The organism is Oleiharenicola lentus, from assembly GCF_051660365.1.
Taxonomy (GTDB): Bacteria; Verrucomicrobiota; Verrucomicrobiia; order Opitutales; family Opitutaceae; genus Lacunisphaera; species Lacunisphaera lenta_A.
Genome location: NZ_JBOZXB010000001.1, coordinates 2,792,139 through 2,804,454 on the forward strand (window position 1 = coordinate 2,792,139; position 12,316 = coordinate 2,804,454).

The following is a 12,316-nucleotide window of genomic DNA, read 5'->3' on the forward strand; positions in this document are numbered from 1 at the left end:
CAAGGCTCCGAGGCCGGTTGTTTGAGGAAGAGTTTTCCGCAACACCCCGCTTCATGGATCAAATTCCCAAACGCCATTCGCTCGTCAGTCAGGTCGTTGAGATCTTGGAGACGGGGATCGGCCAAGGCACCTGGCAGGAGTGGCTGCCCAGCGAGCGCGAACTTTCCGACTCGCTGCACGTCAGTCGCAACACCCTGCGCGCGGCGATCAGCCAGCTGGAAAAAAAAGGACGCGTGCAGGCCGTGCATCCTGTCGGCACGCGCGTGGTGAATGCCGCCGGCCGCGCCGAGCCGCGCAAATTGACGCGCACGGTTGGACTGCTTTCGCCGGATCCCATTGATCTGTTTCGCCCGAACGTGGCGTTGATCATGGATGAATTGCGCGCTCAGCTGGCAGATATCGGCTACCGCTTGCGCACGCATCACGGGGATCGGTTTTTCTCGGCCGGTTCCGCCCGGGCGCTGGCCAAGCTGGTCGCGGAGCATCCTCACGATTGCTGGTTGCTCGTGCTCGCGAGCGAAGAAGTGAAGAGCTGGTTTTATGCGAATGGCATCAAATGCGTCGTCTCCGGCTCATGCAGCCCGGAAACGGATCTGCCGTTTGTGGATCTCGATTATCGCGCGCTCAGTCGGCACGCGGCGGGCCAGATGATCGCGGCGGGACATCGTCGACTGGCATTTTTCATGGAGCGGTCGAATCGTGCCGGCATTATTGGAAGCCAGAAAGGATTTCTCGAAGGCGTGAGCATGGCGTCGTCGCGCGGTGCCACGGGCGAGGTGGTGCAACACCAGCGATCGAGCGCGAGCATCATTAAAGCGCTCACGCGGATGTTTGGGCACGATCGTCCGCCCACCGCTATTCTCGTCACGAATCCAAATCACTATTTGATGACGCTGACGTATCTGCAGCACCGCGGGCTGCTCGTGCCGCGGGATGTCTCGCTGGTGTGCACGGACGACGATCCGTTTCTTTCCTTCGTGCATCCGCAGCCGTCGCGTTACGCGTTCAATGCGCACACTTTTGCGCGGCATTTGTTCCGGTTGCTGATGCTTACGGTCGAAGGCGAGGTCATTGCGAAAAAAGATGTGCGCATCATGCCGAGTTACGTGAAGGGCGCGACGCTTGCCGAACCGCCCCTGGAAAAGCCACGCACCAAGTAATCCCAGCGGCTTTTCAGGGACTACAAACGCGTGGAGACAACGTTTGAGGTAACTGCCTCTTGGTCGAGTATCCCACCACGCCTCGGCCACACGATCACGGCCAGCTATGGTGCCACGACAGCACCATGAGTCGCGCGTTGAATCGTGTGGGGATAAAATTTGGATGCGTCTCTACCCCTCGCTCCGTGTCCCTTCCCCTCGTTTCCATGAAATCGATCCGTCGCTGCCGCGTTCTGGCTTTCCTGTCCGCCTTGTCGTTTTCTTTAATCGGCGCTGCTGCGCAGCCTGCGGAAGTCGACGCGACCCGTTTCCCGGCGCCGGTGTTGCACCCGCGATCGCTGCACGACCGGGTCTTCGACATCTGGCGCAATCCGGGACGCTTCACCAAAAACCCCGACATTGTCGAATTGCCGAGCGGACGACTGATGCTGGTGTATTCCGACACCGAGAAACATTTCTCAATCGAAGATCAGCATCTCATCATCCTTGTGAGCGATGATCAGGGGAAAACCTGGCGCAAGCACGCGACGGTCGACAGCCACGACATGCGCAAAGGTGAGGAGCGGCTCGTCACGCCGCGCCTGAGCATCTTAAAAGACGGTCGGCTCATCGTGCTCATCGATCAGGACGATTGGGGTCATTTTCATGAAGACCAGCCGTCAGGCATCATGGCGTATTGGAGCACTGACAACGGCGACACGTGGAGCGAGCCGCAGTTCATGCCGCGAGTGAAAGGCTTCGAGCCGGATCACGTGATGGATCTGCCGGACGGTTCGCTCGGGTTTGTCGCGCACGTGATGCTCGGCGAGTCGCAGGAATTTGCCCAAGTGCTCTACGTGAGCGACGACCAGGGCCAGCACTGGAAAAAGCGCGCGACGGTCGCGCACGATGGATTTCACCGTTTCTGCGAAGGCGCGATCGTTGAACTCAAAGGTAAAGGCAAGACGCCGGAGCTCGCGTGCGTGTTGCGCGAAAATCATTCTGCCGGCGAACCGAGCTTCGTGGTGTTTTCGAAGGACTGCGGCAAAACGTGGGGCAAACCGGAGATGTTGCCGTTCGCGTTTCACCGGCCTTACGCGAAACAGCTGCCGGATGGGCGCACGCTTGTCACTGGTCGCAACATGCTGGGCGGACTGGGCACATTCGGCTGGGTGGGGGATTTGAAGAAAGAAGCGGGCCGTTACGAAATCGGTGGCCCGGCGGCTCCCGCCGCAATGCAACTCACGGCGGATGCGCTCGTCATCGAAAACAAACCGGACCACGCCGCGCGCTTTAGTTTTCTCCCACCGGAATCGTCCAAGAGTGAAATCGTTTTCAGCGCGCGAATGAAAGTGGAAGGGCCGACCGGAGTGCCCGTCGCGTTTCTGTCGTTGAATCGCGTGCAGTCATTCCGAGGCCCGGTGATGCTCAAAATTGCTTCTGACGGGCTTTGGATCACCGACAATGTGCTCGACGAAAAAAAGGCGATGGACATGACGCAGTATCGCGAGATCGCGATCCGGCTGCGTCGCGGGCTGCTGCAAGTTTACGTGGACGACAAAATCGCGTTTAGCGCGCCGGTGTTCTGGGAATCGTATGCCCTCAAAGATTTTCTCAGTAACGAGCCAACGCAACGCACGCAGTTCGGCCAGCTCGGCGACAAAGGCAAAAGCCACTGGCAACGTGTCACCTATCGCGTCTTCAATCCTGCACAGCCGGTCTTCGTCTGGCAGTGGCTCGTGAAAGACGGCAAGTGGCCCGACCAATATCAACGCGACCGCTTGATCCAGATTCACTCCAATCCGATCGGTCCGAAACACCGGCCTGACCATGGCTACACGTCATGGCTGCAATTGAAAGACGGTCGCATCTTGCTCGTGGACTACACGAATCGTGGCGATGCGCCGGGTAAGAGCCACTTGGTCGCCGTTTACATTAACCCCGAGGATTTGAGCGACAAACCGTCGGGTGAAAAACAAGTCCTCAAGAGCCAGTAAAATTTCCCGTCATGCAATTTACGCTTTCGCAGTTTCGCCCATTGCTCCGCCCGGTGTCCGTGTCGTTGGCGCTCGCGCTGATGTTGGCCGCGCCGCTTTCAGCTGACCCGGCCACGCCGATTTTTGAGCGCACGGATTTGTGGGAAGTGCCCGTGGAAGGCTACCTGTCTTACCGCATCCCCTGCATCGTCGTCACCAAGAGCGGCGCAGTGTTGGCGTTCACCTCGGCGCGTCGCGCGGTGTCCGATTGGGCGGATATCGACATCATGATGCGCCGCAGCCTCGACCAGGGAAAAACGTGGGAGGAGCGCCGCATCATTTCGCCGCCGAAAGCCGCCGGAGCGAAATCCACCGTCGATAATCCGACCGCCATCGTCGATCAAGAGACGGGCGCGGTGCATTTTCTGTTTCAGAAGGATTACGCCAAGCTCTTCTATATGCGCAGTGATGATGACGGGAAGACGTGGTCTGCGCCGGTCGATATCACGGGGACGATGGACCAGTTTAAACCTGAATATAATTGGAACGTGATGGCGCCCGGCCCTGGCCACGGCTTGCAGATGAAAAATGGGCGACTCGTTATTCCGATGTGGTTGTGCAACGGCGGAAAAATTCACCGCCCGTCCGTCGCGACCACGATCTACAGTGACGACCACGGCAAAAGCTGGCAGCGCGGGGAAATCGTGCAGCAGTCGCTCATCTCGCCCAGTGAATGCGCCGCCGTGCAACTTGAAGACGGCCGCGTCGCGCTTTTCATTCGTAACGAAGAGCCCGCGTATCGGCACGCCGTCGCTTACTCCGATGACGGTGCGACGAACTGGACGACGCCGGAGTTGCATGAAGATCTTTATTCTCCGATCAGCTTCGGCACAGCGATTCGATTGAGTGGCGATGGGGACGGCAAAAAAACGCGCCTCCTCTACATCCATCCGGATAGCAAAGGTAACAATGAAGTCATTCGCTGGTTTGGCCCGCGTCCGCGCGAGAAAGTCAGCGTGCGCGTTAGCTACGACGAAGGGAAAACCTTTAAGCTTTCGAAAATCCTCGAACCGCGTCGCAGTGGCTACGCTGATATCGCCGTAGGACGGGATGGAATGATCTACGCGCTCGTCGAGCGGGTGGAAATCGAAGGCAACAACCTCAACACAAAATATCTCAGCGTGTTCCGCTTTAACCTCGAATGGCTCACCGATGGCAAAGACTCACTCACTCAAAACTAGTTTTTTCGAGAATTCGTTTCGCAGCGCGCGCCTGAACGGTGCGCGCGTTGGCGCGTTGGTCTGCGCCGGCTTTTTAGCATTGGCTGGGCTGTTGCCAGCCGCCACTCCGGTCATTTCACCACCGGAAAAGATTAACCTGTTCGAAGAGAAAACCGACGGCTTCGTGAGCTATCGCATTCCGGGCATCGTGGTGACCGCGAAAGGCACCGTGCTCGTATATTGCGAAGCGCGGAAATTCACCGGTCAGGATTGGGGTGAAATCGAGGTGCATGCGCAACGGAGTGCGGACGGTGGCAAAACCTTCGAACCCGTGCGCCAGATCGCGCACACCGGCCCGCGCCTGCCACGCAACCCAGTCGCGACCGACAAAAAATCCAAAAAGAGCGTCGGCGGACCGACCGAGCAAACGGTGAATAATCCCGTGATGATCGCCGACCGCGACGGCACGGTGCATTTCATCTACTGCGTGGAATACATGCGAAGTTTCTATAGGCGCAGCGAGGACGACGGCGTCACGTGGTCGGAGCCCCGCGAGATTACGTCGGCCTTCGAGGAGTTTCGCGCGAAGTGGCCGTGGCGCGTGATCGCGACTGGGCCAGGCCACGCGATTCAGTTGAAAACCGGCCGTCTCGTCGTGCCGGTGTGGGTGGCTAAATCGGAAGCCGCCGCGCACGCCAACGCGATTGGCTCGACGATCTACAGCGACGACCAAGGCCAGACTTGGCACGCAGGCGAGATCGCGGTGCCGAACGATCAACACACGCCCGGCACCAGTGAGAACATCGCCGTCGAACTCAGCGATGGTCGCGTGATGCTCAATGTCCGCACGCGTGCTCTGGCGAATCGCCGCGTCGTTTCCTTCAGCAAAGACGGCGCAACCGGCTGGACGAAACCGGAATTCGTGCCCGAGTTGCTGGAACCGGTGTGCATGGCGGGACTCGTGCGGCATCCGGGCACGCGGTCATCGCCGCAACCGTTTCTCCTGTTCTCGAATCCCGACAGTCTCGACCGCGCCGATGGCAAGGGCGTGCCCGGCGAACGCCGTGATCGCAAAAATGTCACCGTCAAAGCCAGCTATGACGACGGTCGCACGTGGCCCGTGAGCCGTTTGTTGCAAAATGGGCCCAGTGCTTACAGCGATCTCGCTGTGCTGCCAGACGGCACGATTCTCTGTTTTTATGAAAACGGCGGCGAGAACGCGAAGACGTCGTGGCCCTACAAATACCTCACGCTCGCGCGCCTCTCGCCCGAGTGGCTCACGCACAACCCTTAACTTCGATTTTTATGTTAACCCAAACTCGCCGCACCATTCGCTCACTCACGTTTCTCGCCTGCGCGGCTTTCGTCTGCGTCGGAGCACACGCGAAGCCCAATGCTGAGGACGCTTTCATCGAAAAAGAAAATCTCTTCGAGGTGACCGCCGAGGGAAAATACCGCTCGATTCGCATTCCGTGTTTGCTGGCGTTGCCGGACAGTTCCGTGCTCGCGTTTACCTCGGCCCGCACGGCGGTGTCCGATTGGGCCACGATTCAGTTGCTAATGCGCCGCAGTCCCGACGGAGGAAAATCGTGGGAGCCCGCGCGCGTCGTCGCTGAACATGGCGATGGCGTCGCCGATAACCCAGTCGCTATCTGGGACGACAAAACCAAGGAAGTAATCTTCATGTATCAGGTGGACTACGCGCGGGTTTACACGATGCGCAGCCGCGATGGCGGGAAGACATTTTCTAAAGCCGAAGAAATCACGCCGCAACTCGCGGCGTTTCAGGCAAAATATAAGTGGTCGGTCATCGCGCCGGGCCCGGGTCACGGCATCCAGTTGAAAAACGGCCGCCTCGTCGTGCCGGTGTGGTTGTGCCCGGGTGAGCCGAACAAATCAGGCAAGGGCAAGGCGCACCGTCCATCCGTGACCTCGGTTATCTACAGCGACGACCATGGCAAATCATGGCAGTGCGGCGACATCCTGCCGGACACGCTCAAGAATATGAATGAAACCGTCGCAGTTGAAGCGAGCGACGGCGGCGTTTTGCTGTTCGTGCGCAACGAAGATCCCTCCTTTCGCAAAGCGATCGCCTACAGCAAGGACGGCGCGACGAATTGGACGAAGCCCACGCTGCACCATGATCTGTATTCGCCGATCTGTTTTGCGAGCGTGCTGAAACTCACGGGCGGTGAGCGCAAACATCGCATCCTGTTCGCGAATCCCGACAGCCGCACCAAATCGCGCTCGGTGGTGAAGTGGGGCGGACGCCTCCGCGAAAACCTCACGCTCAAACTCAGCTATGACGACGGCAAGACGTGGGCGTATTCCAAGGTGCTGGAACCCGGACGGGCTTCGTATTCCGATCTCACCGTGTTGCCCGACGGAACGATTCTTTGCCTCTATGAACAAGGCTGGATTGCAGACAATTATTACAATAACCGCTACATGACCGTCGCGCGCTTCAATCTCGAGTGGCTCACGGATGGCAAGGATTCGCTCAAGTAGTCGGGCCCGCTCACGGGCGACGTGAATCGTGGCGGAATTTTTGGTCAATCCCCCTCAAGCCCAGTTTCATGGACTCCGCCCACGTCGAATTCGGCACCTTAAACTACATCACCCTCGGACTGTATCTCGTCGCGACGGCGGCAATCGGGCTGTGGTTTACAAAGCGAAATAAAAGCACGACCGATTACTTCTCGGCGGGCCGGCGCATTCCGTGGTGGGTGATGGGCATCAGTATTTCGAACGTGAGTTCGATTTCTTATATGTCGATTCCCGCGAAAGCCTACGCGGAGAACTGGATAATTTTTTTCGTCAATCTCCCGATCCTGCTGCTCGCGCCGGTGGTCGTTTTCGTGTTGTTGCCGGTGTTTAATCGCCTCACCTCGGCGTCGGCTTACGAGTATCTGGAGAAACGTTTCGGGCTCGTTGCGCGCATTTACGGAGCGTCAGCGTTTGTCTTGTTTCAGGTGGGACGCATGGCGCTCGTCATCTACATGCCGGCACTCGCGCTCGCGGCGGTCACGGATTTCAATCTCGTCGTCTGCATCCTGCTCATCGGCACGCTTAGCGCCGTTTACTCGGCACTGGGCGGCATCGAAGGCGTGATCTGGACAGATTTTGCGCAAACGGTTTTTTTACTCGGGGCGGCGTTCATGAGTTTCTTTCTCGTGATCCACCGGCTCGACGGCGGTTTCGATACGTTTGTCTCGGTCGCCTCGGATCAGAACAAATTCCAGATGATCAATTGGTCCGGCGACCACACCACCAATGCGCTCTGGGTCGTGCTCATCGGCAGCATGTTTACTCAGCTCATTCCCTACATTTCAGACCAGAGTATCATTCAGCGTTACCAAACCACGACTGATTTGCCGGCTGCGCGCCGCGCGATGTGGATCAACGCGATTCTCAATACCGGCAACACCCTCGTGTTTCTCGCGGTGGGCACAGCCATCTATGTCTATTACCAGTTCAACGCCGAGCGCCTGGGAGGCCTGCCGCGCAACGATGCCATCCTGCCATTCTTCATCGCGCGCGAAATGCCGGCGGGCGTCGCGGGTATCGTGATCGCAGGTATTTTCGCCGCCGCGCAATCCGCGATTTCCACCAGCCTCAACAGCACGTCCACGGTCATCGTCACGGATTTCCTGCAACGCCTCGGCCCGAAAAAGCCGGACGCGCACTGGCTGAAGCTCGCAAAATGGCTCACCGCCGGCATGGGCGTCATCGCGGTCGCGCTGGCGATCGTGCTCGCGTTTACGAAAATCGATTCGGCCTTCGACATATTTCAGCGCGTGCTTGGGCTCACTGCGAGCGGCCTCGGCGGGCTTTTCCTCCTCGGCATCGCCAACAAGCGCGCAAATCTTCAGGGCGCGATGACGGGCGCGATTGCGAGTGCGGTGCTGTTGTATTATTTGCAAACCGCCACACGCGTGCATTTTTACCTCTATTCGTTGATTGGCGTGCTGACCTGTTTCCTGCTCGGCTCACTCGTCAGTCTCTTTTTCAAGAAACCGTCCGTCGCCGCAACCAAAGCCTGATGAATACCCCAGCACTCTTTGAAACACTTTCGCGCCCGCTCCGCCGCGGCCGCCGCTTCCTCAACCGTTTTGTTTTCATGAGCACTCTTTCCCTCACTTCAGTTTCCTGTGCCGGTGAAAAATGGCGGCTCACGTGGAGAGAACTCCCCGCGCTGCCGCCTGCGCCGGGCCAGACGAAACAAGCCGGCCTCGCCGGGCCGTATGTGGGCGTGCATCACGACGCCTTGCTCGTCGCGGGCGGCGCGAATTTCCCCGTAAACCCGCCGTGGGCCAACGGAGTCAAAGCGTGGTGGGACGATATTCTCGTGCTCACAAAAAAATCCGCTGGCGGCTACGAATGGATCACGGATGCGCGTTTCAAACTGCCGCGCGCGATGGGTTACGGGATGAGTTTCAACACGCCTGAAGGCGTCGTGTGCGTAGGCGGCGCCGACAATGACCGTTGCTACGCCGATGTCTTCGCGCTCGCGTGGAATCCGGCGACGCGCACCGTCACGACTACGACCCTGCCGTCGCTACCCAAGCCGCTGAGTTTCATGAGCGGTGCGATGATCGGCAGCACGATTTACGTCGCGGGCGGCCAGCTCACGGTAAAAGACGCGCAGTTTGCGAATAGTTTCTACGCACTCGATTTGTCGAAGCGCGGAACGGCGGCGTTTGCCTGGGAAGAATTGCCCGCGTGGCCTGGCCCGGCGCGTATCCTCCCGATTGCCGCCGCGCAATCGAACGGGAAAAATACATGCTTTTATTTATTCAGCGGACGCCTGCCGAAAGCGGGCGGAGCCGCGGCGCTGCTCGGCGACGGCTACGTTTACGACCCTGCTACAAAAAAGTGGAAAACGCTTTCGCCCCCTCCGGGTAACGCGTGCCTCATGGGTGCGACGGCGATCGTCGAAGGCTCCGACGAAATTTTACTGCTCGGCGGCGACCGCGGAAAATTATTCGGCGTGCTCGAAGCCCACGATTTGAAGATCGCTGCACTGCGCCGCGAACTCACTGCGCCCGGCGCGAACCAAGCGGCGTTGCAAAAACAGATCGACACCGAGTTGCAGGCAAAAATTAAAATTTACGAAAGCCACCCGGGTTTCTCCGCGGAGATCCTCGCTTACCACCCGCGCACGGATTCATGGCGCGTCGTCGGCCAGATGCCGACGTCGAGTCCGGTGACGACCCTCTCAACAAAATGGGGCGATGCGTGGATCATTCCCACCGGCGAGGAAAAGCCCGGCATCCGCACGACGCGCATTCATCACGTGATCGCCAAGCCCGCGGGAGTGAAATAACTGGGGAAAATTTGCTTTCGTAGCGGCAGTTTTATTCGCGGCTTAGTTGGCGCGCATCGGGTCGAGCGCGCGGATGCTGCCGTCAGCCTCGTGGTGCAGTTCGGTGACCTTGACGTTGCGCAAGTTGCTTTGACCGGAAAGCTGCGCGTCGTGGTAGAACAGCCACCATTTGCCGTCGTGCTTTACGATGGATTGATGCGTCGTCCAGCCCTGCACCGGTTTTAGGATGACGCCGCGGTAGGTAAATGGGCCGTAAGGCGAGTCGCCCGTCGCGTAAACGATCTGGTGAGTGGTGCCCGTCGAATAGGAAAAATAGTAAACGCCGTTGTGCCTGTGAATCCACGCGCCCTCGAAGAATCGGCGATTTTCGTCGCCGGCGAGCAACGGTCGGCCGGCCGGATCGAGTAACACGATTTCACGCGCAGGCTCGGCGAGGCCCAGCAGGTCGTCGCGGAGTCGCGCGACGCGTGGGGCGGCGGCGGGTTGATCGCCGGTGGGGACGGGCGCGTCCGCCGTGTAGCGATTGTTCGACCAGCGTTGCAACTGTCCGCCGGCGAGCCCTCCGAAGTAAAGGTAGTGCGTGCCGTCGTCATCGCGAAATGCCGCAGGATCGATGCTGAATGCGCCGTCGATGGGCTCGGGCTGCGGTTTGAACGGGCCCGTGGGGGAATCACCAACAGCGACCCCGATACGAAACACCTGCGCTTTGTCACGAGCGGGGAAATAAAAATAATAGCGACCGTTTGCGCGCGCGACATCGGGCGCCCAGAGTTGGCGGCTGGCCCATGGCACGTCTTCCAATGAAAATGCGACACCGTGATCCGTCACCGGTGCGCCGACTTTCTCCATCGAGAAAATGTGGTAGTCGCGCATCGCGTAATGATTGCCATCGGTGTTGTCGATGACGCCGGGAATATCGTGCGATGGGTAAAGGTAGAGGCGTCCATCGAACACGTGCGCCGCGGCATCGGCGGTGTAGACGTGGCGGATCAACGGCTCGGAAAGATAGCGGGGAGCAGGTTTTTGATCGCGAGGCTTGGCGTCAAGCGCAGCGGGCGTCGCGCATGCGGACTGAAATCCGAGAGCCCCCACCAGAAAAGCAACTGACGCGCGTGCGGAGATCGAAGGTAGCATGAGAGTGTGAAACGACGGGGTTAGCGCACGAGATCCAGTTGGGAGTTGAGCACGCGAGCGGTCTTCAGCGCGTCGCCTTCCGTGGCACGGATGCTCACGCGTTCGAAATTGATGTTTTCCGCGTAAGCCAAATCGGCACCGCGCTGGGCTGAGAGGGACACGTCGCGGAAGGTGATATCGCGGATCGGCATCTCCGGCAGGCCGCGCAATGTGAATGCGGCTTTCGAACCACGCGAGGTGATCTCTTCGAAGAGAATGTTGCGAAACGTCGGCGTGCCGGCCGAGACGGCGGGCACGGGCGCGTCGGCCTGGTCTTCGCTGAAATAGAAAAAATTGAAATCGATGGCACTGCCTTCGATGCCGGTCATGCGGATGCCGCGAATGTGGATATTTTCCACGAGACCGCCGCGACCGCGGGCGGTTTTGAAACGCAGGCCGAGCGCCGTGCCGATGAACGTGCAGTTTTGCACGAGCACATTGCGGACGCCGCCGGACATTTCGCTCCCGATCGTAAAACCGCCGTGGCCTTCGTAAACGGTGCAGTCCTCGATCAACACGTCTTCGGTCGGCACGCCGATGCGTCGGCCGGATTCGTTGATGCCGGATTTCAGGCAGAGGCCGTCGTCGCCCGTATCGATGATGCAACCGCGCACGTGGACGCGGCGGCACGAGTCGATGTCGAGTGCGTCGCTGTTTTGCGCCCAGCGGTCGTTGAAGATTTTAACATCGCGCAGCGTCACGTCTTCGCAAAGCCACGGATGCAGCGTCCAGTTAGGCGCGTTGCGAAACGTGACGCCTTCGATGAGCACGCGTTTGCACTCGAGCAAACGCAGGAGCCGCGGACGGAGAAGAAACCAATAAGGTTCGTAATCAGCCGGAGAGAGCGAGCCGCTTGCGACGAGCGCCTTGAGCGCGGCGGGGGCTTCGAAACCGGGCGCGGCGGGCAACCATTCGTCGCCTTTCGCGTTAACCACGCCACCGGACGCGACGAGTGCTTTCCAAAACGCTTCGGTGGTCTTGGCTTTTTTCACGTGGCGCCACGCGTCGCCGCCGCCGTCGATTACGCCTGCACCGGCGATGGCGATATCTTCGAGATGATTGCCGGAGAGCGGCGACGTGACATCGACTTCTTTTTCGCCGCGCGCGTCGAACACCCGCATCGGATAGAGCGTGTGGTCACGGGAAAACTGGATGAGTGCACCCGCGTCGAGATGGACGCGGATGCGACTGCGCAATTCCACCGGTCCGGTGAGCCAGATGCCGGCGGGCACGATGAGCGTGCCACCGCCTTTTTCCGACAATGCGGAGATCGCGCGAGCAAAGGCTGCGGTGTTGAGCGTTTCGCCATCCGGCTTGGCGCCGAAGTCGGCGAGATTGACGCGTGCGCTCGGAATGTTCGGCGCAGCAGGAGCAACTGGCACGACCGGGTGTGTGAGCGCGGCTTCGGCGAGAGGTAGGCAGGCCAGAAGCGAAACAGTGAGCAGAGGTAGAAAGCGTTTCATCGGTTACAAGAGGGAGAAA

General features: G+C 59.4%; 9 protein-coding genes. 7 read left to right on the plus strand and 2 right to left on the minus strand.

Annotated elements, in window-relative coordinates:
* Positions 1–53 precede the first annotated feature (53 nt).
* The 7 genes from ACRRQW_RS10605 to ACRRQW_RS10635 all read left to right on the plus strand — a co-directional run bounded on the left by ACRRQW_RS10605 (position 54) and on the right by ACRRQW_RS10635 (position 9,661).
* Positions 54–1,160: a substrate-binding domain-containing protein gene (locus tag ACRRQW_RS10605; RefSeq protein ID WP_438481332.1), complete on the plus strand. Its 1,107-nt coding sequence runs from the start codon at positions 54–56 to the stop codon at positions 1,158–1,160.
* Between the two features lie 206 nt (positions 1,161–1,366).
* A complete protein-coding gene (locus ACRRQW_RS10610; RefSeq protein ID WP_438481333.1) occupies positions 1,367–3,136 on the plus strand; it encodes a sialidase family protein in 1,770 nt (589 codons plus the stop codon).
* Positions 3,137–3,147: 11 nt separating this feature from the next.
* The gene (locus tag ACRRQW_RS10615) at positions 3,148–4,356 is read left to right on the plus strand and encodes a sialidase family protein (protein WP_438481335.1); all 1,209 of its coding nucleotides are present in this window, start codon (positions 3,148–3,150) and stop codon (positions 4,354–4,356) included.
* Positions 4,357–4,447: 91 nt separating this feature from the next.
* Positions 4,448–5,629, plus strand: coding sequence for a sialidase family protein (locus tag ACRRQW_RS10620; RefSeq protein ID WP_438481336.1), 1,182 nt, complete (start codon positions 4,448–4,450; stop codon positions 5,627–5,629).
* Between the two features lie 11 nt (positions 5,630–5,640).
* Positions 5,641–6,843 (plus strand): sialidase family protein, encoded by a 1,203-nt coding sequence (locus ACRRQW_RS10625; protein ID WP_438481338.1) that lies wholly within the window; start codon positions 5,641–5,643, stop codon positions 6,841–6,843.
* 68 nt (positions 6,844–6,911) lie between these two features.
* The gene (locus tag ACRRQW_RS10630) at positions 6,912–8,378 is read left to right on the plus strand and encodes a sodium:solute symporter (RefSeq protein WP_438481339.1); all 1,467 of its coding nucleotides are present in this window, start codon (positions 6,912–6,914) and stop codon (positions 8,376–8,378) included.
* A 77-nt stretch (positions 8,379–8,455) separates the two neighbouring features.
* Entirely contained in the window at positions 8,456–9,661 is a 1,206-nt protein-coding gene (locus ACRRQW_RS10635) for a kelch repeat-containing protein (RefSeq protein WP_438481340.1), read from the plus strand.
* 42 nt (positions 9,662–9,703) lie between these two features.
* Here ACRRQW_RS10635 and ACRRQW_RS10640 read toward each other — a convergent pair whose 3' ends face one another.
* Both ACRRQW_RS10640 and ACRRQW_RS10645 read right to left on the minus strand, forming a co-directional pair.
* Positions 9,704–10,795, minus strand: coding sequence for a glycoside hydrolase family 43 protein (locus ACRRQW_RS10640; protein WP_438481341.1), 1,092 nt, complete (start codon positions 10,793–10,795; stop codon positions 9,704–9,706).
* Positions 10,796–10,815: 20 nt separating this feature from the next.
* On the minus strand, positions 10,816–12,297 hold the full coding sequence (locus ACRRQW_RS10645) for a glycoside hydrolase family 28 protein (RefSeq protein WP_438481342.1): 1,482 nt from the start codon (positions 12,295–12,297) through the stop codon (positions 10,816–10,818).
* Positions 12,298–12,316: the final 19 nt, after the last annotated feature.

What these genes read in the sequence shown, in the direction of transcription:
- ACRRQW_RS10640 (WP_438481341.1), bottom strand. Translation starts at nt 10,795, where the DNA reads ATGCTACCTTCGATCTCCGCACGCGCGTCAGTTGCTTTTCTGGTGGGG.
- ACRRQW_RS10630 (WP_438481339.1), top strand. Translation starts at nt 6,912, where the DNA reads ATGGACTCCGCCCACGTCGAATTCGGCACCTTAAACTACATCACCCTC.
- ACRRQW_RS10635 (WP_438481340.1), top strand. Translation starts at nt 8,456, where the DNA reads ATGAGCACTCTTTCCCTCACTTCAGTTTCCTGTGCCGGTGAAAAATGG.
- ACRRQW_RS10625 (WP_438481338.1), top strand. Translation starts at nt 5,641, where the DNA reads ATGTTAACCCAAACTCGCCGCACCATTCGCTCACTCACGTTTCTCGCC.
- ACRRQW_RS10605 (WP_438481332.1), top strand. Translation starts at nt 54, where the DNA reads ATGGATCAAATTCCCAAACGCCATTCGCTCGTCAGTCAGGTCGTTGAG.
- ACRRQW_RS10615 (WP_438481335.1), top strand. Translation starts at nt 3,148, where the DNA reads ATGCAATTTACGCTTTCGCAGTTTCGCCCATTGCTCCGCCCGGTGTCC.
- ACRRQW_RS10645 (WP_438481342.1), bottom strand. Translation starts at nt 12,297, where the DNA reads ATGAAACGCTTTCTACCTCTGCTCACTGTTTCGCTTCTGGCCTGCCTA.
- ACRRQW_RS10610 (WP_438481333.1), top strand. Translation starts at nt 1,367, where the DNA reads ATGAAATCGATCCGTCGCTGCCGCGTTCTGGCTTTCCTGTCCGCCTTG.